Raw genomic sequence first — 23,808 nt, forward strand, 5'->3', positions numbered from 1 at the left:
GGTGGCTCGGGTTGTGGTGCTTCGGTTTCGCTAGGCGGGGGCGCTGTCTGTCGAGCGGGAGCATCCGGTTGAACGCGGGAGTCGGCAGCATTGGCAGAGACGGCCGGAGCGGACGGGGCCGGGACGAACTCGGGTTCATGCCGTACCGCAGGAGTCGAGAACACACGAGCAGGAACTGGGCTCGGGGGCTGCGACGGTCCGGCAACCGGACGTGCGGATTCGGCGTCGGCGCCGAACACCGCAGGCGGAGCTTCTGTCCCGGCCAGCCAGTCGGGATGAACACCCCGCAGGTAGTCGGGTGCTCGATGTTCCCCCTCGTCATCACCAGCCTTACCGCGGGCGCCGGCACCGCCGGAGGCCATCGGCCCCATTCCGGTTGGCGAACCAGCGACGCGAGCCGAACCCGCCTGGCCGCCCAGGGCGGAGCGGGGCGCGCCCGGCGGGGTGCTCGGGGCTGGAACGGCCTTGCCCGGCACAGCGGGTGCCTGTCTGCCCAGGACTGGTGAACCCGAACCGCCCGATGAACCTGCGGAGTTAGGCGAACCCGGACTCGGGGTGGCGGACGACTGACCGCCAGGTTGCGCGGGCTGCGTACCCGGCGCGGTTGCGGTACTCGCTGCCGTCGTCGACCCGGCGTCATCTGTTGACGATGTTCCGTCGTCGGCCGTATTTCCCGTATCGCCCGACGAGTCAGCAGCGTCGGTGTTCCCCGGGGTCGGAGTCGCTGGTTCCTCGGATGTCGGTGTTGCCGATTCCGGCACGCTCGACGCCGCCGGGCTGCCTTGATCGGGGGTGCTCGATCCGGGATCGCGCGGAGATGCCTGGGCTACCACCGGTGCACCGTTCTCGCCGAATCGAGGCGCTTCACCAAAGGCCGGGACGGTGTCTCCCGTGGTAGGAAACGACGGGGCATACAGCGTGTTCATCGTCGCTCGTGCGGCATTTTCCGCTGCGGTCTGCGCTTCCTGATCCGCGGTCACCGTCGCAGGGTTGAGGAGGCCGGGGATGATCATCGACGTCGGATCATCCGGGTTCGGCGCCGCAACTGCCGAGGATGTAGCCGGCGGCGGCACTGCGAGCCGAGTGGCCTCCGCTGCCCACGCGGCTGCGTCGAGCCGATCCGACACCGTGGAGAAGACATCCGCGACTTGCCTTGTCGCCCCGCCCAGAGCGCCAACGGCAGTACGTGCGGCATCGCCGCTCTGACCTTTCCACGCCCCGTCATTCATCAACCCGAGAAGCGAGGTCTGCAATGACATCGACAGATCCGACAATCGCGTACATTCCGCCGACCACAAGGTATGGGCCGTACGCAGCCCTTCGACGTTCATTGCCTGGGCGTGCCGGTAGATGTCGGCGTGCGAATAGGAGCCGAAGTTCTCCTCGCTGGTGACAAAGTTCGCGTCGGTACCAGCGTTCTTGGCCAGCAACGCCTGGTCGGTGGCACTCGCACGAGATTGCGCTGCCGAGACCTTTTGTTGAGCGGCGGCAGCGGCTACAGCCGCCGCATTGCCGCCGAGCTGTATCAGAGGAGCCGGAACTCCACCGAGCGAGGATGGAGTTCCTAGACCGTCCACCGTCATAGAGTCCCCCTCTGAACGTCAACAAACCATCGCGGCGCCTCCCCGCAAGCCGCCGACGCATGCTATCACCTACCACAGGCCGCGCGGCACCAACCTTGCTGGGGCACAGTCCAGGACGCGCACAATGCGCGGTTGCGACTGGAGCGCCCGGACTGCGCCCATCGCTGGCTGAGCAGTCCGAGATGATGACATACGAACTGCCGCACCATACGGGGCTCGCCACCCAATGCCACGGTCATGCGCCACGGAGTGGCGAGTGAATCGCTCACCCCATCGACAACTCAGAAGGAGTCCCCGTGCCCATCGAGCACGAAGCGAAGATCCTCGACATCGACTCCGACACCATCGAGCGTCACATCCTGGACAAAGGCGGCCACAAGCTCGGCGAGCGATTCATGCGCCGCTACGTCTACGACATCGCCCCCGGGGTAGACGGCAAGTGGATCCGGCTGCGCGACAACGGAAATCGAACCACACTCGCCGTCAAGGAGATCACGAGCGACGCCATCGACGGCACGCACGAGGTGGAGGTGAGTGTCGATGACTTCGCCGCTACCAATTCTCTGCTCGAGATGATGGGATTTTCTGCGAAGTCGTACCAGGAAAACAAGCGGGTCAGCTTCACCCTCGACGGCGCACAGCTGGAACTCGACACCTGGCCCAGGATCCCGCCGTATCTCGAGATAGAGGCCGCAACCAAGGCTGACGTCATTCGTGTCGCCGAACTGCTCGGCTACACCGAAGCAGATCTCACCGGCGAGAACACGATCAAGATCTACGCACGCCATGGAATCGACCTCAACACGATTCGAGAGCTGCGCTTCTGACGACGGCTCCCGCATCCTGCTGCGGAGCACAAGAACAGCACGACCCCGAAAGGCCCCGGTTGAGCATCACAACGTGAGCGTCCGGGGCCTTCAGATGCGGCATGTACCGCGCCTATCTGTCCGTCGCCACGGGCATCGACGGCGCCTACCGCTACGAGCGAAGAACCCGAACCTCTCGTGCGGGTGCAGCCGAGGGCGGGCCGGTTGAGCATCCATCCGGACCGCCTTCAGGGCTGTTACGTGTTCGGGAGGTCGAGTTCGGTGAACCGGTGATCGCGAGTCGGCGTTGCTGTCGGGTGCCCGCCGCCGCGCGCGAGAGGGTGTGGCTCGCCGGTGAGGACCGCCAGTGCGGCGGCGACTTCGTGCAGGTGGGACTTGACGTAGGTGTCGGTCGTGCCGGAACTCTTGCCGTGGTGTCCGGCGAAGGCCCGAGCCACGGCGTAGCTGAACGTTCGTTCGACCCAGGTCAGAGTGGTGTGGCGTAGCCAGTGGGCCGTGACACCTTGGGCGGTTACCCATGGCAGTGACTCGCCGACCCGGGTCCAGATGTAGTCGTATCGGCGGGCGGTGATCGGGCGTCCGTGCCCGTAGCGCAGCAACTGGCCGGTGAAAGGCGCCTGCCGTCGGGTTGCGTGGTCGTCCAGGTGTCGCATCAATGTCGGTGACACCGGCTGCCAGCGATCCGAGCCGCCCTTCTCTCGCAGGTAAACCAGGCATTGATCCCGGTCGAGGTCCTGCGGGCGCAATGCCAGCGCACCACCGCGACGGCACGCGGTCTCGAGATGGAACCGCAGGATCAGGCTGTCGAGTTCAGGGTCGTCACCGGAGGTGGCCGCGACCTGGCAGATCTCGGCGATCTGGGCCGACGGGATCGCGTATCGCTGTGAGGCCCGGCGGGACGGGATCGGCAGCTGCCTTGCCGGATTGTCTTGTGGGCGAACCCATCCGGCTTCCTCGGCGTAGCGGTAGACAGCGCGTACCGCGGACACGAAGTGTTCGACCGCGCTGGTCCCGCCTCGGGAAGCTCGGTTGGTGCGGGCAGACGCCTGGACCGCGCGCGTGAGTTCCTCGAGTTCGTGACGGGTGGGCTCGGTCAACGATCGGTTTGGCCAACGGGATTCGAGTCGATCCAAATGGGTCCCGTAGGTGCGGGCGGTGCCCGCCGACAGGCGTGCCCGTACACGCGGGATCACTTCGGCGAATGTCGGTGCTGCGGGGGCACTGCCGATCAGGTCCGCCGCGGTGATGCCCATCTGGGTCAGCAGCAACTGTGCAGCGGCCAAGGTATCTGCGGTGGGGGCAGGACGGGCAGGGCTGTGGATCGTCACAGTGAGTCCTCCAGGATTCGTCGGCTCTCACGAGTCAGGGCATCGAGTGCGGCCGGGGGATAGATCAACAACCGCTTCTGTTCCCGGTGGGCGACCAGCAGCACGCGGTCGCCTTCGAGTAGCCGGACGCATCGGCGCTGGCGGAACGGAACTCGGAAGAACCCGGCACCGGTCACCTGGACAGTGCCGCCGCTGGCAGCGTGCACAAGAACAAGACCGCCCTCCGTACACGACATCGTCAGCCGGGTCCCCGGAGACCAGCTCAGCGCCGACAGCACCGCGCGGTCGGCAACACGGCCGGCATCACCGACCACGGCGACGCCGTACGCGAGATCTGGGTCGGCGGTGCCCGGGACGACGCACACCGGAAGCGGGCCGTGGATGCGGTCTTGGAGTGCGGTCTGGGGTGGGACGAGTGGCTCGATCACCGGCGATCACCACGCACGCGGCGGGGTACCGAGAGGGTGCGAAAAGTGGCACGGCTGCCACCCAGTGAAACATGTTTAAGCAGGTCAGGGCCCTGCATGTCGTGTCTCCTCCGTGTGCGAGTGCACTCGAACACGCGGAAGCCCTGATCTGGCTCGAAAGCCAGGAATCTGTGCGCGAGAGGGGACTTGAACCCCTACGTCCGTGGACACCAGAACCTAAATCTGGCGCGTCTGCCAATTTCGCCACTCGCGCTGGATGTGTACGACCGTCCAAACTCTACCGGGCAAATCCGGCTACGCGAAGCGTTGGGGCGGCATGTCGTACTCGTCGGTAACACGACCTGGGGTTATAACGATTTGGTAACCCTCAATGTGAGGGCCACTCATGTTTGCGAAGCGAAGTAACAGGCCTCACCTGCGGGTTCAAATGTGAGGCAGGGTCATGTTTCAGATAATTTTGGTACGGGCGTACAGAAATACTCGGCGGTAGCTGGCGTGGGGGCGAGAAACGTGAGGCTTTCCTCATGATTTTGTGCGATCGTGGCTTTCAACAGGCCCGAGGGGCTGCCGGATACGTGTGCGTGCCGTCGGTGGGCGGAGCGCCAGGAGAAGGAAGTCGAGCGTCTTGACGATCAACGAGAGCACCGAGATGGGCATGGAGTCGACCGCAAAAGCTGGTGGTCGTGGCCAGGCATCGGGTGTCCGCGCGGCGCTGGTGGAGCAGCTGCGTAACGGGGCCGGGTATGCGTTGGCGTTCGGTGGGCAGGGTGCGCAGTGGCTGAGCGAGCTCGAGGAGATCGGTCGCGACAGTGCGCTCGAACCTGAGCTGACCGCGCTGGTGCACGAGGCCGCGGCGCTGATCGATCCGGTTGCGGCACAGTTGCTGGTGGTGCGTCCCGGCGGCTTCGACCCGATGGGCTGGATGCTCGAGAGTGAGCTGGACGAGCCGGAGGAGCCCTCGTCGGTGCCCGCGGCCTCGGTGCTGCGCTCGGCCGCCGTGTCGATGCCCGGCGTGCTGTTGGCCCAGCTCGCGGCCACCAGGGCGCTGCGTCTGCAGGGTCTCGACACGGCCGAGCACCCGCCGGTCGCGATCGTCGGCCATTCGCAGGGCTTGTTCGCTGCCGCCGCGGTCGAGGCGGGCGGCGCGCGCGACGCGGAGCTGCTGGCCATTGCCCAGCTCGTCGGCGCCGCTGCCGGACTCGTCGCGCGCAGGCGCGGGCTGATGCCGGTGGGCGAGCGCTCGCCGATGGTCGCGGTGTCCAACGTCGATCCCGAGCAGCTGCGGGCGATCGTCGCCGAGGTCGCCGAGGGCGTCGATCCCGCGCTCGCCGCGGTGGTGTCGATCCGCAACGGCCGCAGGCGGGTCGTGCTGTCCGGCGCTCCCGCCCAGCTCGACCGGGTGCGGGCCAAGTGCACGCAGCTGCACGACGAGCAGACCCGCGAGCGGGAGAGCAAGATTCGCGGCGGTGCGGTGTTCGCGCCGGTGTTCGAGGACGTCGCCGTCGACATCGCCTTCCATCACCCGGCCCTGGCCGAGACCGTCGACCTGGTCGCCGGCTGGGCCCGCCAGTGCGACCTCGACGCGGAGCTCGCCGCGTCCCTGACCCAGCAGATCCTGGTCGATTCGATCGACTGGGTCGCCACCGTCGACGCCGTCGTCGAGGCGGGCGCGGAGTGGATCCTGGATCTCGGTCCCGGCGACCTGCTCTCGCGCGTCACCGGTGGTTCGCTCAAGGGCACCGGCGTCGGCGTGGTCGCCGCCGCCACCCGTCCCGGCCAGCGCAGTCTGCTCACCCCGGGCGCGGCCCCCGAAGCCGCCACCCCGTGGTCGGCTTTCGCGCCGAAGCCGGTGCGGCTGCCCAACGGGCGCATCGTCGTGGAGACCGCGTTCACCAAGCTCACCGGCCGCTCGCCGATCCTGCTCGCCGGCATGACCCCGACCACCGTCGACGCGAAAATCGTCGCGGCCGCGGCCAATGCGGGCCACTGGGCCGAGCTGGCCGGTGGCGGTCAGGTCACCGAGCAGATCTTCGCCGACCGGATGACCGAGCTGCGCCAGCTGTTGCAGCCGGGTCGCGCGGTGCAGTTCAACTCGCTGTTCCTCGACCCCTACCTGTGGAAGCTGCAGCTGGGCGGCAAGCGCCTGGTGCAGAAGGCGCGCGCGGCGGGCGCGCCGCTGGACGGCGTGATCGTCACCGCGGGCATTCCCGAGCTGGACGAGGCCGTCGCGCTGATCGAGGAGCTGACCGAGGCGGGTATCAGCCACGTCGCGTTCAAGCCAGGCACCGTCGCCCAGATCCGCGCCGTGCTGCGCATCGCCGACGCCGTGCCGGACTACCCGGTGATCATGCACATCGAGGGCGGTAAGGCGGGCGGGCACCACTCCTGGGAAGACCTGGACGACCTGCTGCTGGCCACCTACGCCGAGCTGCGCAACCGCGCCAACGTGGTGGTCTGCGTCGGCGGCGGCATCGGCACCCCCGAGCGGGCCACCGACTACCTGACCGGCACCTGGGCCACCAACCACGGCTACCCGGTGATGCCGCTGGACGGCGTGCTGGTCGGCACCGCCGCCATGGCGACCCTCGAGGCCACCACGGCCCCCGAGGTGAAGCAGCTGCTCGTCGACACCCCCGGCACCCCCGACTGGGTCGGTGCGGGCACCGCCTCCGGCGGCATGGCCTCGGGCCGCAGCCAGCTGGGCGCCGACATCCACGAGATCGACAACGCCGCCTCGCGCACCGGTCGTCTGCTCGACGAGGTCGCCGGTGACGCCGAGGCCGTGGCGGCCCGTCGCGAGGAGATCATCGCGGCCCTCGACGCCACCGCCAAGCCCTACTTCGGCGACGTCGCCACCATGACCTACCAGCAGTGGCTGGAACGCTATGTCTCGCTGGCGGTCTCGAGCGAGGTCCCGATCTCGTTCGACTGCGGCAGCGACATCGGCGACGCGATCCGCGAGGCCACCCGCTCGGACTGGCTCGACATCAGCTGGCGCGACCGCTTCGCGGAGATGATGCGGCGCACCGAAGCCCGGCTGCACCCCGCCGACAGCGGCGAGATCGAGACGCTGTTCGCCGACGACGAGGCGTTCGAGCAGCCGGTGCAGGCGCTGTGCGAGCTGAAGAAGCAGTACCCCAGCGTCGCCGAGACCGTACTGCACCCGGCCGACGTGCCGTTCTTCGTCTCGCTGTGCAAGACGCCGGGCAAGCCGGTGAACTTCGTGCCCGTCGTCGACGCCGATGTGCGCCGCTGGTGGCGCTCGGATTCGCTGTGGCAGGCTCATGATCCGCGCTACTCGGCCGATCAGGTGTGTGTCATCCCCGGCACCGTCGCGGTCGCGGGCATCACCCGGGTCGACGAGCCGGTGGGCGAGCTGCTCGACCGCTTCGAGCAGGACACCGCCTACAGCCTGGTCCGGGCGGGCGTCGTGCCGGCGCCGGTGGACGCGCGCCGCGTCGCCGGTGTCGTGACCGGCCCGATCGACACCGTGCTCGCCGCGCCCGACGTGCAGTGGGCGGGCCGCACCACCGTCAACCCGGTGCATCGCCTCGGTGCCGTCACCGAGTGGATCGTGGAGCAGGGGAGCGCGGTCCATCAGGGCACCGGCGCGACGCTGACCGAGATCTCCGGTCCCGAAGCCGATTTCGGCTACGTCGAGCTGGCGGTGCCGCTGCTCGGCCGGGATGCGGTGAAGATCCGGATCACCGTGCCGGTGAGCATCTACTCCGGTGGCGCGCCGGTGATCACCGAAGCCGATGCCGAGACCGCGATGTCGGCGCTGCTCGGCGTGGCCGCCGGTCAGTCGCTGCCCGAGGTGAAAGCCGGTGTGGCACACGTCAACCTGGCCTGGATGCCGGACCTGGTCGCCGACCACGCCGGTGTCACCGGTTCGGGTCTGCCCGCCACGCTGAGCACCCTCGGCCGCACCGCGCCCGACGTGCTGGTCGGCGCCTGCTGGCCCGCGGTGTTCGCGGTGCTCGGCGCGGCGCGTACCGCGCACAACGGTTCGGTGATCGAGGGCATGCTGGATCTGGTCCACCTGGACCACCAGATCGAGCTGCTGAACGAACTGCCCTCGGAGACCGGCATTCTCGTGGTGCGGGCCGAGAGCGGCGCGGTGGTCGACACCGATATGGGCCGGGTCGTCGAGGTGGCCGTCACCGTCGGCCTGATCCTCGATCAGGGGCTCGACCCGGCGCCGCTGGCCCGGCTGGTCGAGCGGTTCGCCATCCGCGGCCGCAACGGCGCCGGCGAGCTGACCGATCCGCCGCGCGCGGCCGGTGCGGTCTCCGCCGAGGCCACCGACACCCCGCGCCGCCGTCGCCGCGACGTCACCATGGCCGCCCCGCGCGCCATGCACGCCTTCGCCGCCGTCTCCGGCGACCACAACCCGATCCACACCTCCGATGCCGCGGCCAAGCTGGCCGGACTGGGCAGCCCGATCGTGCACGGCATGTGGCTCTCGGCCGCCGCCCAGCACGCGGTGGTCGCGGTGGATCCCGAAAGCTCCGTTCCCGCACGCACTCTCACGGCCTGGACCACCCGGTTCCTCGGCATGGTGCGCCCCGGCGCGACCGTGGACGTGCGGGTGGAGCGGATCGCGGTGGACGCGGGCAGCGAGATCGTCGAGGTCTCCTGCCGCGTCGACGGTGACCTGGTCATGACCGCGACCGGGCGCACCGCCGCCCCGAAGACCGTCTACGCCTTCCCGGGCCAGGGCATCCAGCGCAAGGGGATGGGTCTGGACGCGCTGACCCGCTCGAAGGCGGCCAAGCAGGTGTGGGAGCGTGCCGACGCGCACACCCGCGAAGCCCTCGGTTTCTCGATCCTGGCGGTGGTGCGCGACAACCCGACCTACCTCAAGGCGCGCGGTGTCGAACACCGGCACCCGGACGGCGTGCTGCACCTGACCCAGTTCACCCAGGTCGCCATGGCGACGCTCGGCGTCGCCCAGGTCGCCGAGCTGCGCGAGGCGGGCGCCTTCGTCGAGGGCGCGATGCTGGCGGGTCACTCGGTCGGTGAGTACAACGCGCTGGCCGCCGTCGCCGGGGTGCTGCCGCTGGAGGCCGTGCTCGAGGTGGTGTTCCAGCGTGGCTCGGCCATGCACGAGCTGGTGCCGCGTGACGCGCAGGGCCGCAGCGACTACCGGATGGCGGCCATCCGCCCGTCGCAGATCGGGCTGCCGGATGCCGAGGTCATCGACTTCGTCGACGGCATCGGTGCGGCGACCGGTGAGTTCCTCGAGGTCGTGAACCTGAACCTGCGCGGCTCGCAGTACGCCATCGCGGGCACGGTCGCCGGGCTCGAGGCGCTGGAGACCGAGATCGACCGTCGCCGCGAAGAATTCGGTGGCAAGCGGGCGTTCATCCTGGTGCCCGGCATCGACGTGCCGTTCCACTCCTCGGTGCTGCGCGACGGTGTTCCCGAGTTCCGGCACAAGCTCGAGCAGCTGCTGCCGACCGAGGTGCACCCGGAGGTGCTCGTCGGCCGCTACATCCCGAACCTGGTGCCGCGCCCGTTCTCGCTGAAGCGGGAATTCCTCACCGAGATCGCCGAACTCGTGCCGTCGGAGCCGCTGGCCGCGGTGCTGGCCGACTTCGACAGCTGGGCGGCGCGCGAGGCCGAACTGTGCCGCGTGGTGCTGATCGAGCTGCTGGCCTGGCAGTTCGCCAGCCCGGTGCGCTGGATCGAGACCCAGGACCTGCTGTTCACCGATACCGCGCACGGCGGCCTGGCTGTGGAGCGGTTCGTGGAGATCGGCCTCGGCGCCACTCCGACGGTGGCCAACCTGGCTTCGCAGACGCTGAAGCTGCCCGCGTTCGGCGGGGCGACGGTCGAGGTGGTCAATGTCGAGCGCGACGCCGCGGTCGTCTACGCCACCGACACCGACCCCGCGCCGGTCGACGACATCGAGGAGACCCCGGCCGAGGCGCCGGCGGCCGCCCCCGCCGCCGCTGCCGCACCGGTCGCCGCGCCACCGGTCGCCACCGGCGGCCCCCGTCCCGACGACATCGCCTTCTCCGCCGCCGACGCCACCCGTGTGCTCATCGCGCTGTGGACCAAGCTGCGGCTCGACCAGATCGGCCCGGTCGACACGATCGAAGGCCTCTGCGACGGCGTGTCCTCGCGACGCAACCAGCTGCTCGTCGACCTCGGCTCCGAGCTCTCGCTCGGCGCCATCGACGGTGCCGCCGACGCCGACATGGGCGCACTGTCCGCCACCGTCGAGCGCCTGGCCCGCACCTATAAGCCGTTCGGCACCGTGCTCACCGATGCCATCGGCGACCACCTGCGCAAGGTCTTCGGCCCCTCCGGCAAGCGGCCCGCCGCCATCGCCGACCGGGTCAAGAAGACGTGGGAGCTCGGCGACGGCTGGGCCAGCCACGTCACCGCCGAGGTCTCCCTCGGCACCCGCGAAGGCGCCAGCGTGCGCGGCGGCGACCTCGGCGGACTCGTCGGCGGTGCGCTGTCCGACGCCGCTTCGGTCGACGCGGCCATCGACGCCGCCGTGCAGGCGGTGGCGGCGCGCCGCGGTGTCGCGGTCTCGCTGCCCTCGGCGGGTGGCGCGTCCGGCGGCACCGTCGACGCGGCGGCGCTGGGCGAGTTCACCGAGCAGATCACCGGCCGCGACGGCGTGCTCGCCACCGCGGCCAGGGTCATCCTCGAGCAGCTCGGCCTCAGCGAGCAGGTCAGCGCGCCCGAGGCCACCGAGGACACCCTCGTCGACCTCGTCTCGGCCGAACTCGGCACCGACTGGCCGCGACTGGTCGCCCCGGCGTTCGACGCCCGCAAGGCCGTCCTGATCGACGACCGCTGGGCCACTGCCCGCGAGGACCTCGCGACCATGTGGCTCGGCGACGACGCCGCCACCGCGGAGCTGCCGATCGGCGGCTACGTCGGTGCCGGTGAAGCCGTTGCCGCGCAGGCGAACTGGTGGCGTCAGCGGGCCATGCACGAGGCTCGCTCGGTGCTGGCCGGGGTGTACGCCCAGATCGCGGAGGCCGCGCTCGATACCACCGATGCCGGTCTGTGGTCCGACGATGTCGCCGTGATCACCGGCGCCAGCAAGGGTTCCATCGCGGCCGCGGTCACCGGCAAGCTGCTTTCCGGCGGCGCCACGGTGGTGGTCACCACCTCCCGCCTGAACGACGAGCGGCTGCGGTTCTACCGCTCGCTGTACCGCGACAACGCCCGTCACGGCGCGGCGCTGTGGGTCGTCCCGGCGAACATGGCCTCCTACCAGGATCTGGACGCGCTGATCGACTGGGTCGGCACCGAACAGGTCGACAACGCGGGCGGCGCCAAGATCAAGGTCAAGGACGCCATGACCCCGACGCTGTTGCTGCCGTTCGCGGCACCGCGCGTCGCCGGTGATCTCGCCGACGCGGGCGCCCGCGCCGAGATGGAGATGCGGGTCCTGCTCTGGTCGGTCGAGCGGCTGATCGGTGGCCTGTCCGCCCTCGGCGCCGACCACGACGTCGACGCGAAACTGCATGTGGTGCTGCCGGGTTCGCCCAACCGTGGCCTCTTCGGCGGCGACGGCGCCTACGGTGAGTCCAAGGCCGCGCTCGACGCGGTGGTCACCCGCTGGCGGGCCGAGAAGTCGTGGTCCGCGCGGGTCACCATGGTGCACGCGCTGATCGGCTGGGTGCGTGGCACCGGGCTGATGGGCCACAACGACCCGATGGTCGAGGCCGTGGAGAAGGCGGGCGTGCACACCTGGTCGACCACCGAGATGGCCGACGAGCTGCTCAAGTGGTGCACCGCGCGGGCGCGTCAGGTGACCGAGACCGGTCCGCAGCAGATCGACCTCACCGGTGGTCTGGCGCGCGCCAAGCTCGACCTGCCCGCGTTGGCCAAGCAGGCCCAGGAGGCCGCCGCGGCGAGCGAGGAGGAAGCGGCCACCGCCGCGACCATCGCCGCGCTGCCTGCGCCGCCCACCCTGAGTTCGGCACTGCCCGTGCCGGAATGGGGTGACGTGACCGCCGATCTCAGCGACATGGTCGTCATCGTCGGTGCGGCCGAGCTCGGCCCGTACGGCTCCTCGCGGACCCGCTTCGAGATGGAGGTCGAGGACAAGCTCTCGGCCGCCGGCGTGCTCGAGCTGGCCTGGACCACCGGTCTGATCCGCTGGGAGAACGACCCGAAGCCGGGCTGGTACGACACCGAATCCGGGGACTTCGTGCCGGAGGGCGAGCTGGCCGAGCGCTACCACGACACCGTCGTCGAGCGCTGCGGCGTGCGGCGCTACGAGGACGACGGCGCGATGCTCGACAACGCGGCGCCGCTGCTCACCTCGGTGTTCCTCGACCAGGACCTGACCTTCACGGTCGCGGGCGAGGCCGAGGCGCGTGCCTTCCACACCGCCGATCCCGAGCACACGGTGATCAGCCCGGTCGCGGATTCGAGCGACTGGACCGTCACCCGCCAGGCGGGCACCGAGATCCGGGTGCCGCGCAAGGCGAAGCTCTCGCGCGTCGTCGGTGGCCAGATCCCGACCGGCTGGGACCCCACGATCTGGGGCGTCTCGGCCGACATGGCCGCCTCGATCGACCGGGTCGCGCTGTGGAACATCGTCTGCACCGTCGACGCGTTCGTCGGCGCAGGCTTCAGCCCCGACGAGCTGATGAGCTGGGTGCACCCGAGCCTGGTGGCCAACACCCAGGGCACCGGCATGGGCGGCATGTCCTCGATGCGCTCGCTCTACGTCGACAACCTGCTCGGCGAGCCGCGCCCGAACGACATCCTCCAGGAGGCGCTGCCCAACGTCGCGCTGGCGCACGTCGTGCAGTCCTACGTCGGCAGCTACGGCGCCATGGTGCACCCGGTCGCGGCGTGCGCCACGGCGGCGGTGTCGGTGGAGGAAGCCGTCGACAAGATCCGGCTCGGCAAGGCCGAGGTCGTGGTCGCCGGTGGTTTCGACGATCTGGGCATCGAAGGCATCGTCGGCTTCGGTGACATGTCGGCCACCGCGGACTCGGCGGCCATGCGCGCCAAGGGCATCAGCGATCGCTACTTCTCCCGCGCCAACGACCGCCGTCGCGGCGGGTTCGTGGAATCGCAGGGTGGCGGCACCGTGCTGCTGGCTCGCGGTGACGTGGCCGTGGAGATGGGTCTGCCGGTGCTCGGCGTGCTCGCCTTCGCGCAGTCCTTCGCCGACGGCGTGCACACCTCCATCCCCGCGCCGGGTCTCGGTGCGCTGGGCGCGGGCCGTGGTGGTAGCGGCTCGCGGCTGGCCGCCGAACTGCGCAAGCTCGGCGTCACACCCGACGACATCGCGGTGATCTCCAAGCACGACACCTCCACCGCCGCCAACGATCCCAACGAGTCGGAGCTGCACGAGCGGCTCGCCGGCGCGCTGGGCCGCACCGACGGCGCACCGATGTTCGTGGTCTCGCAGAAGAGCCTCACCGGCCACGCCAAGGGCGGCGCGGCGGCCTTCCAGCTCATCGGCCTGTGCCAGGTGCTGGAAAACGGTGTGGTGCCGCCGAACCGGAGCCTGGACTGTGTCGACGAGAAGATGGCGGCCTACCCGCACCTGGTGTGGGCGCGTGAACCGCTGCGCTTCGGCGACAAGTTCGCGTTGAAGGCGGGTCTGGTGACCTCGCTCGGCTTCGGCCACGTGTCCGGTCTGCTCGCGGTGGTCCATCCGCAGGCGTTCCTGGCCGCGATCGAGCCGGCGGCGCGGGCCGAGTACCAGGAGCGGGCGCAGGCGCGTCAGCTCGCGGGCAGGCAGCGCTTCGCCGAGGCCATGTGCGGCGGCGCGGCACTGTACGAGAAGCCGGCGGATCGTCGCCTGGGCGCCGACGGCACTCCGGCCAAGCAGATCCGTCAGCTCGAGGCCGACATGCTGCTCTCGCCGGAGGCCAGGCTCGACAGCGAAGGTGTGTACCGGGCGAACGGATGGGGTTGCGGCGCAGGACAGCTCGGTTCCGCTCCGCAGCCGACCGAAGCGTCGTAAGCTGCCGCTTCGTGACGATTCTCGGTATCGGTTTGGACTTGGTGACCATCTCCGAGTTCGCCGAACAGCTGCAACGGTCGGGGACGACGATGCTCAGGGAGAGCTTCACCGCTGGTGAACGCCGCTACTGCCAGAGCAAGCAGACGGACCCGGCCCGCAGCTTCGCCGCACGCTGGGCCGCGAAGGAGGCGGTGCTCAAGGCTTGGGCATCGTCTCGCTTCGCGCGCAGCCCGCAAATCGGGGACAACCCGTATCCGCTGATCGAAGTCGTCAACGACGCCTGGGGCAGGCCGAGCATCAAACTGCACGGCCTGGCCGCGGAGTTCCTGCCGCGCGCGCGGGTCCACCTGTCCCTGACCCACGACGGCGACACGGCAGCCGCCATGGTGGTTCTGGAAGACCCGGGTGAACTCGCCGACCTGATCGAAGGCAGGGAAACGACCCGCTAGACCTCGCGCACCGTCACTCCGTGGCGGTGCGCGATTCTTTCTCCGCGACAAGCAGATACGCGACCATCAGGCGCTTGAGTTCGGCGACCGCGTCGGCATTGGACTGCTCGTCCTGCACGGAGAAGTTCAGCATCGAGTAGACGACGTGCACGAGCACCTCGGCCATCATCGTGCGCCGGGCGCGCGGGGTGCGCGGGGTCAGTGGCCGCAGCATCTGCGAGACCACCTCGGCGAATTCCTTCTCGTGCAGCGCGCCCGTCGCCCGGGTGGACGGGGTCGACTGCATGGCCAGCCACACCTCGCGGCGCGAGGGATCGGTGGTCCACAGATTCGCCAGGTGGTCGACGAACTGGTTCATGTGCCGCAACCAGTCCAGCGAGGGGATCTCGCCGTGGAAGTCGGCCAGCTCACGGGAAACCGCTACCAGGTCTTGCCGATTGAGCTCGCAGACGATGACGTACTTGTTGGCGAAGAACTGGTAGAGCGTGCCGATCGGCACCTCGGCGCGTTGCGCGACCTCTTCACAGGTGAACGATTCGAAGCCCACCTCGACGAGCAGTTCCCGCGACGACTGCAGCAGCGCGTCGAACTTGCGCTTGCTGCGCTCCTGCGTCGGCCGCTTGCGCGGCATCAGCTCCTGCGGATCGTCCTGCAACTCCAGCGCAGGGTCCGGACGGCTCTGCTTGGACCGGGCCTGCGCGTGTACTTCCACCCATCCAGGCTAGCGGTATACACACATCCCCGACACACGTCTACCGACAGCGTGTCAACAACCGGGAGAAATTGCTCCCATCCACGCCGATGCTGGTGACGAATCATCAGATGAGCGTGCGTGCATCCGCACGCTTATTCGCGGTGATCTCTCGCCGCAACCGATCTACCGCGAAGTTATCTGCCCCGTGGGAAGGCAAGACTTGTGGCTGCAGGATCTGTGATTACTCTCGGCGTCAGCACCGAGCGAGGCGCCGTGCACGCGGTGGCCTTCGCGGAGGCGGGCGACACTCTCACCGACCGGATGCTGCTGCGGCGCACCGTGCGTGCGGGCGGGGACAGTAAGGCGGAGATCGCCGCGGCGGTGCAGGTGGCGCTGGACACGATGGCCGCCGAACTCGACGACGAGCACGAGATCGCCGGGGTGGCAGTGAGTTACCGCGATGCCGCCGAGCGGCGCGCGATCGTCACCCGGCTCGCCGCCACGCCGTGGCACACGGCCTCGCTGGTCTCGGCCAAATCGGCGCACCTGTTCGTCGCAGGCGCGATGACCTGGCTCGACGAGTTCGACAACCTGCTGGTCTACGAGGCGGTGCCCGGCTACCAGGCGATGACGCTGCTCGATCCGGGTAGGCACCGGGTGCTCGCCGCCTTCTCCCAGACCGGTGCGCCCACTCCGGACGCGCTGCGCACAGGTGTGTCAGCGGCCCGTGACCAGTTCGAGGCGGCCTCGGTGCGGCCGGGCGCGGTGGTGCTCGTCGGTTCCTCCGCCGACGCACCCGCGGTGCGCGAGGCGGTCGCCGGGTTCGGGGTGCCGGTGCTGCCGTGCCGGCTGGCCCCGTTCGCACCGGCCGCGGGCGCCGCGCTGGTCGCGCTCGGTGACGCCACCGATGTGCCGGTCGCGGCCGCTACCCACTCCAAGCGGGGCATGGCGATGGTCGCCGCGGCGGCGAGCCTGATGGCGAGCGGTCTGGTCGCGGGCGGTACGTACGCGGTGATGAACGGCGGGCCGCAGGGGGTCGACAACACCGCGGTGTCGTCGGAGCCGGGTGCGAGCCCGGCCGTGCCGGTGGCGCCGCAGGTGTCCGGTATTCAGGAGACCGCCGACACCGGTTCGGCCGGCGGTGTCGGCGGCGGCAGCGGGTTGCAGGTGAGCCCGGCGACCGAGCCGACGGACACCACGCCGTACGAGACGGTGTCGCCGAACCCGCAGTTGGTCGACCCAGGCCAGTTCCCGCTGGGATACCCCACCCAGCTGTACGGCGATGCGCCGCAGGATGATCCGCTGCCCCTGGAACCGGCGGCCCCGGTGGTCCCGCAGACTCCGGCCGCGGCGCCGACCCTGCCGGGCACAGGAATCCCGTTGGGGATGCAGCCTGCCCAGGCGCCGGTACCGGAGGGCCCGCGCTCGGCCTCGGCCGACTGACCCCAGGCCCGCATGCGGCGACCGCCGAGCAAGTCAGCTCCCGCGAGGGGCCGCGCGATACGCCGCGCGGCCCCTCGCTCGTGCTCACGCCGCGGTGTCGTCAGGTGCTGGTTCGGCGTCGGAACAACGCACCGGCCGCGAGATACCCGGTGAGGGCGATGCCCGCGCACCACAGCACGGCGAGCAGTGCGCTGTCGCCGATCGGGGTGCCCATCAGCAGCCCGCGCATCGTCTCGATCACGGGCGTCACCGGCTGGTTCTCGGCGAACGCGTGCAGCCAGGACGGCATCGACTCGGTCGGCACGAACGCGCTGCTCACGTACGGCAGGAACATGAACACGAAGGTGAAGCCGTTCGCCGCCTCGGGGTTTCGCGCGAGCAAGCCCAGCGCGGCCGAGAGCCAGGACAGCGCGAACACGAACATCGCGAGCACGCCGAGCACGCCGAGCCACCGGAGCGGATCGGTGGTCGGCCGGAAACCGAGCAGCACCGCCACCCCGATCACGATTCCCGAGGTGATCAGGTTGCGCAGCACACTCTCGGCGACGTGCCCGGTGAGCACCGCCGAGCGGGCGATGGCCATGGCACGGAACCGGTCGATGATGCCCTCGGCGAGATCGGTGGACAGCGCGACCGCGGTGGTGGATGCGCCGAAACCCGCACACAGCAGGATGATTCCGGGCACCACGTAGTCGATGTAGGCGCCGGGACCCACTTCCATCGCGCCGCCGAAGACGTAGACGAACATCAGCAGGATCATCACCGGCAGTGCGATCGTCATGATCATCGTGTCGGGACTGCGCAGGGTGTGCCGGATATTGCGGTCCAGCATGGTGGTGGAGTCCTTGGCGGCGCGCAATACGGAGGCCGGGGTGTTCATGCGGCCACGGCCTGGCCGGGCTGCCCGGTGAGCGCGAAGAAGACGTCGTCGAGGTCGGGTGTGTGCACGGTCAGCTGTTCGACGGTGATGTCGAGGGCGGCGAACCGGTCGAGCAGGTCCTTGATCTGCGCGGTGCCGCCGCTCGCGGGGACCTGCAGCGTCAGCTGGTCGGGCTCGGCGTGGCCGCCTGCGACAGCTCGGTCTGCGGCTGTGAGCAGGCGGTGGTCGGGGAAGCGGAACAGCAGGTGTCCGCCGGGGACGAGCCGTTTGAGCTCCTCGGGAGTGCCGTCGGCGACGATGACACCGCCGTCGAGTACCGCGATCCGGTCGGCGAGCTGGTCGGCCTCCTCCAGGTACTGGGTGGTGAGGACGATCGTCGTGCCCTCGGCCGCGAGTTCCCGGATCGCGGCCCACAGATCGCGGCGGCTGCGCGGATCGAGACCGGTGGTCGGTTCGTCCAGGAAGACCATCCGCGGCCGCCCCATCAGGCTCATGGCGAGGTCGAGTCTGCGGCGCATGCCACCGGAATAGGAGGCGACCGGACGGTCGGCGGCGTCGACGAGATCGAAGCGGTCGAGCAGTTCGGCGCTGCGGCGCGCTGTCTCGGCCGTGCCCAGATGGAGCAGTCTGCCGGTCAGACGCAGGTTCTCGGTGCCGGTGAGCACCCCGTCGACGGCCGCGTACTGCCCGGTGACGCCGATCAGCCCGCGCACGGTATCCGCCTCGGCGACCACGTCGTGCCCGAACACGCGCACGCCGCCGCGGTCGGGGCGGATCAGGGTGGTGAGGATGCGGACCAGCGTGGTCTTGCCCGCCCCGTTGGGTCCGAGCAGTGCGAAGACTGTTCCCGGCGGGATCTCCAGGTCGAGGTCGTGGAGGGCGACGTGCGCACCGAAAGCCTTGCGCACCTGGTGGACCGAGAGCGCGGGCGGTGGTTCGAGTGTCATGAGTTCTCTCCGATCGAGAAACTGTTTATGCAGTAAACACAGTTTATAGAGTAAACAATTCATGAGCGCAAGAGTCCGGTGACGATAGAGTCGAGCGGAGCGGAGGAGGCTGGGAGCAGATGACGACGTCCGGCGACACGGCGTTACCGAAAGCGGTCGAGCTGATGTGGGGTCTGGAGCAGCCGGGCGCGCGCGGCCCCCGGCGCGGGCTCACCCTCGACCAGATTCTGGACGCGGCCGTCGCGGTGGCCGATACGGAGGGGTACGCGGCGCTGTCGATGAACCGGGTCGCCAAGCAGCTCGGCTTCACGGCCATGTCGCTGTATCGCTATGTCGACAGCAAGAACACGCTGATCGATCTGCTGATGGACCGGGTGGTCGGCACGCCGCCCGCCATCGCGCCGGGGACGCCGTGGCGGGCCGGTCTCGAGCAGTGGGCGCGCGCGGAGTTCGAGCGGATCGGTCTGCACCAGTGGTGGGTGGACGTCCCACTGAACCGGCCGCCACTGGGCCCGAACAACATGGCCTGGCTCGACACCGGTCTGCGGGTGCTCGGCCAGACGGCGGTCCCCGAGCCGGTCAAGCTACAGCTGGTGATGAACCTGTCGATGTTCGTGGTGGCCAAGCGGCGGGCCGTGCGGGACATGGAGACGGAGGAGGACGGCGACTTCGCCTCGGTGATGGCCAGGGTGCTCGACCCGCAGCGCTTTCCCTCGGTGTCGGCCGCGCTGTCCGCCTCCGCCTTCCACGACGACGAGATCGACTGGGAAGAAGCCGATTTCGAGTTCGGTCTGGCGCGGCTGCTCGACGGCTACGAGGTCTTCATCCGCACCTTCGCCTGACTCGCTACACGGACAGGTCGCGGCGCAGCTTGGCGACGTGGCCGGTGGCGCGGACGTTGTACTGGGCGAGTTCGATCTTGCCCTGCTCGTCGACCAGGAAGGTCGAGCGGATCACGCCGGTGACGGTCTTGCCGTACATCATCTTCTCGCCGAACGCGCCCCACTCCTTCAGCACGTCGCGCTCGGGGTCGGACAGCAGTGGGAAGTTCAGGCCCTCGGCGTCGCGGAACTTGGCCAGCTTGGCGGGCTTGTCCGGCGAGATGCCGATGACGTCGAGGCCCGCGCCGCCGAGTTCGGCCAGATTGTCGCGGAAATCGCAGGCCTGCTTGGTGCAGCCGGGCGTACTGGCGGCAGGGTAGAAGTAGACGATCACCTTGCGGCCGCGGTAGTCCGACAGCGACACGTCTTTGCCGTCGGCGTCGGGCAGCGTGAAATCGGGTGCGGTGTCTCCGGGGGAGAGGCGATGGTTGTCGGTCACCACCGCACGGTATCCGACCGGGTCCGGCGAAGGCATGGATAGACTCGTCGGCGAGCAGACACATACTGGAGGTGACGGTGGCCAAGGACGACACCGACCGGATCGAGCGCGAGATCGAAATCGCGCGCGCCCGGTTGGCGACCACGCTCGACGAACTGGCGGTGCGCGCCGATCCGCAGCGGATCGCAGACGACACCAAGGCGATGGTGGTCGCCAAGTTGAACGAGCCGAAGGTCAAATACACACTGATCGGCGCGGGCGCCCTGGTGGCGAGCCTGGTCCTGGTGAAGATCTTCCGCCGCTGAATTCCGGCGGCACAAAAAGAACACCCGATGTGGCCGCGGCCACATCGGGTGTTCTTTTTCGGTACTGACTCAGACCGTCGGGCAGGCGAAGCCGTCACCGTCGGGGTCGAGGTGCGGGGAGTAGCCTGCCTCGCCACGGAACAGGGGGGCGCGGCCCGCGGCGATGGCCTCGTCGCAGTTGCGGAAGGCACCGCCCGCCGAACCGGTCTGGACCAGGTTGGCCGAGCCGGTCGCGTTCAGGATGGAATCGAAGCTGGAAGAGCCGGTGCCCGAGGACCCGGTCACCTGATCGGCGTGGGCGGCGGGGGCGGCGAGCAGGGACAGCCCTGCGACGGCGAGGCTGACGGTAAGCCGGCGAACGTTCATTGATTCCTCTATGTCTGCGGCGGTTCGGTTGTGGGCCCGGGCACTTCGTGGCCGGGCGGCCCCGTCCACCTTTGTGACGGGGCGTCCGGTTGTCAACCGCGTGGGCCCCACCAGATCGCCGCGACAGACGGTCGGTTATTCGCCCAGGCGTCGTCCGGTCAGATGTTCGGCCGGGATGGTGCCCATCCGGCCCGCCTGGAAGTCCTCCATCGCCTCGATGATTTCCTCGCGGGTGTTCATGACGAATGGCCCGTACTGGATCACCGGTTCGCGCAACGGCATTCCGCCGAGCAGCAGCACCTCGAGGTCGCCGGTGGTGCTGCGCTGGGTGGTGTCGGCGGTCAGCGTGATCGCGTCGCCCTTGCCGAAGACCACCAGTTGCCCGGTGCTGATCGGCCTGCGATCGACGCCGACGGTGCCGCTGCCCGACAGCACGTAGGCCATCGCGGTGAAGTCCTTCGGCCACGGTGTTTCCAGCTGCGCGCCGGGCACGAGCGAGGCGTGGGCGTAGGCGATCGGGGTGTAGGTGGAGCCGGGTCCGGTGAAACCGGCGAGCTCACCGGCGATGACGCGGACGAGCGCGCCGCCGTCGTGCGAGCTGACCAGGGTCAGTTCACTCGCGCGCAGGTCCTGGTAACGCGGGGTGGCGAACTTGTTCGCCCGCGGCAGGTTGACCCACAGCTGGATGCCGTGGAAGGTGCCGCCGGAGATGACGAGCTTCTCCTCGGGCAGTTCGTCGTGGAGCATGCCGGAGCCCGCGGTCATCCATTGCGTATCGCCCTCGCTGATGACGCCACCGCCACCCTGCGAATCGTGGTGGACCATGGTGCCGTCGAGCATGTAGGTGACGGTCTCGAAGCCGCGGTGCGGATGCCAGGGCGCGCCCTTGGCCTCGTAGGGCTCGTAGGCGACGGGACCCATCTGGTCGAGCAGGATGAAGGGGTCGGCCGAGCGCAGGTCGACGCTCGGGAACGGCCGGGTCACCTCGAAGCCCGCGCCTTCCTGCTGGCGTGAGGCGGTGACGATCTGACGGACGGATCGCTGGGTCTCGGTGACGTCGGGGCGGGGCAGCCGGGGCAGCACCATGATGTCGTCGACGGTGATTGCGGGCATGGGATGCGCCTCCTGGATGGATCTGCGGTCGCTTTGTTTCCATGTCAACCAACTGGGTTCTAGGATCATTCCCGTGACCCGATGGTTGTCCGAGGAAGAGCAGCAGACCTGGCAGGCCTATATCCGCATGCGCCAGCGTCTGGACGCGGCGATCGCGGCGGGTCTGGCCGAGCACGGTCTGTCGATGGCCGACTACGAGCTGATGGTGCCGCTGTCGGCGACGCCGCACGGGTGCATGCGGGCCAAGGAACTCGCCGGCGAGGTGTGCTGGGACAAGTCCCGGCTCTCCAAGCAGCTGGCCAGGATGGCGGCGCGCGGCCTCGTCGACCGCAGGCCCGCCGAGGACGATGCCCGCGGGATCGTGGTCTCGCTGACCGAGGAGGGGCGCGCGGTGCTCGGCCGGGCCGCGCCCGAGCATGTCGAGCTGGTGCGGGATCTGTTCGTCGACCGGCTGACCCAGCGGGAGAGCACCGCGCTGCGGACGCTGTCGGAGAAGGTGATCGCGGCGAGCGACGATCGGACATCATTGCCCGGATAACGGTTTCGCGCATCCGGGCAACCCCGGCCGATGGTTCAGGTGAGGGCGGTGCCCGTTGTCGCGGTGATGTGGTCGGGGACCTCGCCCACGTAGTCGCCCGTGGTCAGGGTGCCGGACGGTTCGAACAACATCAGCGTCGCACCGTCCGCGGAGGATGGGCGGTGGTCGACACCGCGCGGCACGACGTAGGTGTCGTTGCGGTGCAGGGTGACTCGTCGTGGCGGAGCTTCCGGCTCGCGCAGGTCGATGTCGAGTGTGCCGTCGAGGACGAGGAAGAACTCGTCGGTGTCGTGGTGGGCGTGCCAGAGATGCTCGCCACGCACCTTGGCCAGCCGCACATCCCAGTCGTTGACGCGGGTGAGAATGCGTGGGCTCCACAGCGCGTCGAAGGTGGCAAGCGCGGTGTCGAGATTCTTCGGTCGATCGGTCATGCCTCATGGTCGCGGTTGCGGTCGGTGCTCGAACAGTGCGATGAATGACGCATGTCGAAAGATTTCTCGCAGCCGGGACTGCACCGGGTCGCGGCGCTCGTCGACGAGGGGTCCAACCCGTTCGAGCTGGCCTGCATGACCGAGGTGTTCGGCATCGACCGGCCCGAGGTCGGTGGGCTGCTCTACGACTTCCGGCTCTGCGCCCACCGGCGCGAGGTGTCGATGCGGCAGAACTTCTTCACGATGACCGGCCTGGCCGGCCTGGCCCTGCTCGACTCCGCCGACACGGTGATCGTGCCCAATCGTCCGGACACCGCGACACCGCGGCATCCGGCTGTGCTTGCGGCGATCGCGCGGGCGCACGCGCGCGGTGCGCGGCTGGTCGGCATGTGCAGCGGGGCGTTCACGCTCGCCGAAGCCGGGGTTCTGACCGGCCGTACCGTGACGATGCACTGGCAATGGGCGCCCGAATTCCGGCGCAGATTCCCCGGCACCGAGGTCGACGATGCCGTGCTGTTCATCGACGACGGCGACATTCTCACCTCGGCAGGCAGCGCGGCGGCCCTCGACCTGGCCCTGTACCTGGTCGGCCGCGACCATGGCGCGCAGATCGCGACCACAGTCGCGCGCCGTCTCGTCTTCGCCGCGCACCGCCGGGGCGGGCAGCGCCAGTTCATCGAGCGCCCGGTGCCCCGCGATCCCGGTCCGTCACTGGCGTCGACGGTGGAGTGGGCCGAGCACCATGCGACCGAACCGATTACGGTCGCCGACATCGCGGCCACGGCCTGTGTGAGCGTGGCAACCCTGCATCGCCGCTTCCGTGCCGAACTCGGTTGCACCCCGCTGGCCTGGCTCACCGCCCGCCGCCTCGACCACGCCCGCCGACTTCTCGAAGCAAGCGACCTTTCCGTGGAGCAGGTCGCGACCGCGAGCGGCCTCGGCACCGCGGTGAACCTGCGCACCCACCTCGCCGCCGCGACCGGCCTCACCCCGACCGCCTACCGCAGGCAGTTCCGTACCCGACCCGCATGACCTGCCGGGAACCGGTGCCGGTCGAGCAGTTCGGAGATCTCGTCGACCCCAGCGCACGATGGTCGGTCGGAACCGTCGCGAGCGCGGAGCGGTAGTGTCCGGCGCATGCCCCTCGTCTCGCTCAACGGCATCCAGCTCAACTACGACGTCACCGGGTCGG

The 23,808-nt window shown here is 69.4% G+C and carries 17 protein-coding genes and 1 tRNA gene; 8 read left to right on the plus strand and 10 right to left on the minus strand.

The window, feature by feature from the left end; genetic code table 11:
- Positions 1-1,879 precede the first annotated feature (1,879 nt).
- On the plus strand, positions 1,880-2,410 hold the full coding sequence (locus ACFVAV_RS34095; protein ID WP_379039772.1) for a class IV adenylate cyclase: 531 nt from the start codon (positions 1,880-1,882) through the stop codon (positions 2,408-2,410).
- 236 nt (positions 2,411-2,646) lie between these two features.
- Here the strand turns inward: ACFVAV_RS34095 and ACFVAV_RS34100 are convergent, their stop codons facing one another.
- The 3 genes from ACFVAV_RS34100 to ACFVAV_RS34110 all read right to left on the minus strand — a co-directional run bounded on the left by ACFVAV_RS34100 (position 2,647) and on the right by ACFVAV_RS34110 (position 4,419).
- Positions 2,647-3,738, minus strand: a complete 1,092-nt coding sequence (locus ACFVAV_RS34100) for a tyrosine-type recombinase/integrase (protein ID WP_379039773.1) — start codon at positions 3,736-3,738, stop codon at positions 2,647-2,649.
- On the minus strand, positions 3,735-4,166 hold the full coding sequence (locus tag ACFVAV_RS34105) for a hypothetical protein (protein ID WP_379039774.1): 432 nt from the start codon (positions 4,164-4,166) through the stop codon (positions 3,735-3,737). The genes ACFVAV_RS34100 and ACFVAV_RS34105 overlap by 4 nt, the downstream gene beginning before the upstream one ends.
- A gap of 171 nt (positions 4,167-4,337) precedes the next feature.
- Positions 4,338-4,419, minus strand: a tRNA-Leu gene (locus ACFVAV_RS34110).
- A gap of 372 nt (positions 4,420-4,791) precedes the next feature.
- Here ACFVAV_RS34110 and ACFVAV_RS34115 point away from each other — a divergent pair.
- On the plus strand, positions 4,792-14,130 hold the full coding sequence (locus ACFVAV_RS34115; RefSeq protein ID WP_379039775.1) for a fatty acid synthase subunit beta domain-containing protein: 9,339 nt from the start codon (positions 4,792-4,794) through the stop codon (positions 14,128-14,130).
- Positions 14,131-14,141: 11 nt separating this feature from the next.
- A complete protein-coding gene (locus ACFVAV_RS34120; RefSeq protein WP_189032848.1) occupies positions 14,142-14,579 on the plus strand; it encodes a holo-ACP synthase in 438 nt (145 codons plus the stop codon).
- 13 nt (positions 14,580-14,592) lie between these two features.
- On the opposite strand, the gene ACFVAV_RS34125 is transcribed toward ACFVAV_RS34120, so the two are convergent.
- The gene (locus tag ACFVAV_RS34125; RefSeq protein ID WP_379039787.1) at positions 14,593-15,210 is read right to left on the minus strand and encodes a TetR family transcriptional regulator; all 618 of its coding nucleotides are present in this window, start codon (positions 15,208-15,210) and stop codon (positions 14,593-14,595) included.
- A 300-nt stretch (positions 15,211-15,510) separates the two neighbouring features.
- On the opposite strand from ACFVAV_RS34125, the gene ACFVAV_RS34130 reads away from it, so the two are divergent.
- Positions 15,511-16,716 carry a hypothetical protein gene (locus tag ACFVAV_RS34130; protein WP_379039776.1) on the plus strand — a complete coding sequence of 402 codons (1,206 nt, stop codon included), beginning with the start codon at positions 15,511-15,513 and terminating at the stop codon, positions 16,714-16,716.
- A gap of 100 nt (positions 16,717-16,816) precedes the next feature.
- Here the strand turns inward: ACFVAV_RS34130 and ACFVAV_RS34135 are convergent, their stop codons facing one another.
- A complete protein-coding gene (locus tag ACFVAV_RS34135; protein ID WP_379039777.1) occupies positions 16,817-17,596 on the minus strand; it encodes an ABC transporter permease in 780 nt (259 codons plus the stop codon).
- A complete protein-coding gene (locus ACFVAV_RS34140; protein ID WP_379039778.1) occupies positions 17,593-18,543 on the minus strand; it encodes an ATP-binding cassette domain-containing protein in 951 nt (316 codons plus the stop codon). The genes ACFVAV_RS34135 and ACFVAV_RS34140 overlap by 4 nt, the downstream gene beginning before the upstream one ends.
- 119 nt (positions 18,544-18,662) lie before the next feature.
- Between ACFVAV_RS34140 and ACFVAV_RS34145 the strand changes: the two genes are divergently transcribed.
- Positions 18,663-19,385, plus strand: coding sequence for a TetR/AcrR family transcriptional regulator (locus ACFVAV_RS34145; protein ID WP_379039779.1), 723 nt, complete (start codon positions 18,663-18,665; stop codon positions 19,383-19,385).
- A gap of 4 nt (positions 19,386-19,389) precedes the next feature.
- Here the strand turns inward: ACFVAV_RS34145 and bcp are convergent, their stop codons facing one another.
- Entirely contained in the window at positions 19,390-19,863 is a 474-nt protein-coding gene (bcp, locus tag ACFVAV_RS34150; protein WP_189032858.1) for a thioredoxin-dependent thiol peroxidase, read from the minus strand.
- Between the two features lie 71 nt (positions 19,864-19,934).
- On the opposite strand from bcp, the gene ACFVAV_RS34155 reads away from it, so the two are divergent.
- Complete coding sequence (locus ACFVAV_RS34155) at positions 19,935-20,168, plus strand: DUF3618 domain-containing protein (RefSeq protein WP_379039781.1); 234 nt, start codon at positions 19,935-19,937, stop codon at positions 20,166-20,168.
- Positions 20,169-20,237: 69 nt separating this feature from the next.
- On the opposite strand, the gene ACFVAV_RS34160 is transcribed toward ACFVAV_RS34155, so the two are convergent.
- The gene (locus tag ACFVAV_RS34160; RefSeq protein WP_379039782.1) at positions 20,238-20,534 is read right to left on the minus strand and encodes an excalibur calcium-binding domain-containing protein; all 297 of its coding nucleotides are present in this window, start codon (positions 20,532-20,534) and stop codon (positions 20,238-20,240) included.
- A 135-nt stretch (positions 20,535-20,669) separates the two neighbouring features.
- The gene (locus ACFVAV_RS34165; RefSeq protein ID WP_379039783.1) at positions 20,670-21,647 is read right to left on the minus strand and encodes a pirin family protein; all 978 of its coding nucleotides are present in this window, start codon (positions 21,645-21,647) and stop codon (positions 20,670-20,672) included.
- Positions 21,648-21,720: 73 nt separating this feature from the next.
- Here ACFVAV_RS34165 and ACFVAV_RS34170 point away from each other — a divergent pair, with 73 nt between their 5' ends.
- Positions 21,721-22,185, plus strand: a complete 465-nt coding sequence (locus ACFVAV_RS34170) for a MarR family winged helix-turn-helix transcriptional regulator (protein WP_379039784.1) — start codon at positions 21,721-21,723, stop codon at positions 22,183-22,185.
- Between the two features lie 35 nt (positions 22,186-22,220).
- Here the strand turns inward: ACFVAV_RS34170 and ACFVAV_RS34175 are convergent, their stop codons facing one another.
- Complete coding sequence (locus tag ACFVAV_RS34175) at positions 22,221-22,616, minus strand: cupin domain-containing protein (protein WP_379039785.1); 396 nt, start codon at positions 22,614-22,616, stop codon at positions 22,221-22,223.
- A gap of 51 nt (positions 22,617-22,667) precedes the next feature.
- Here ACFVAV_RS34175 and ACFVAV_RS34180 point away from each other — a divergent pair, with 51 nt between their 5' ends.
- Positions 22,668-23,648: a GlxA family transcriptional regulator gene (locus tag ACFVAV_RS34180; RefSeq protein WP_379039786.1), complete on the plus strand. Its 981-nt coding sequence runs from the start codon at positions 22,668-22,670 to the stop codon at positions 23,646-23,648.
- Positions 23,649-23,808 lie beyond the last annotated feature (160 nt).

It is taken from the genome of Nocardia sp. NPDC057663, from assembly GCF_042799895.1.
In the GTDB taxonomy this organism is placed as follows: domain Bacteria; phylum Actinomycetota; class Actinomycetes; order Mycobacteriales; family Mycobacteriaceae; genus Nocardia.

Bases quoted from the DNA above. Each gene is read 5' to 3' on its own strand.
- ACFVAV_RS34140 (WP_379039778.1), bottom strand. From the start codon at position 18,543: ATGACACTCGAACCACCGCCCGCGCTCTCGGTCCACCAGGTGCGCAAG.
- ACFVAV_RS34175 (WP_379039785.1), bottom strand. From the start codon at position 22,616: ATGACCGATCGACCGAAGAATCTCGACACCGCGCTTGCCACCTTCGAC.
- ACFVAV_RS34165 (WP_379039783.1), bottom strand. From the start codon at position 21,647: ATGCCCGCAATCACCGTCGACGACATCATGGTGCTGCCCCGGCTGCCC.
- ACFVAV_RS34160 (WP_379039782.1), bottom strand. From the start codon at position 20,534: ATGAACGTTCGCCGGCTTACCGTCAGCCTCGCCGTCGCAGGGCTGTCC.
- ACFVAV_RS34145 (WP_379039779.1), top strand. From the start codon at position 18,663: ATGACGACGTCCGGCGACACGGCGTTACCGAAAGCGGTCGAGCTGATG.
- ACFVAV_RS34125 (WP_379039787.1), bottom strand. From the start codon at position 15,210: ATGCCGCGCAAGCGGCCGACGCAGGAGCGCAGCAAGCGCAAGTTCGAC.
- ACFVAV_RS34180 (WP_379039786.1), top strand. From the start codon at position 22,668: ATGTCGAAAGATTTCTCGCAGCCGGGACTGCACCGGGTCGCGGCGCTC.
- ACFVAV_RS34135 (WP_379039777.1), bottom strand. From the start codon at position 17,596: ATGAACACCCCGGCCTCCGTATTGCGCGCCGCCAAGGACTCCACCACC.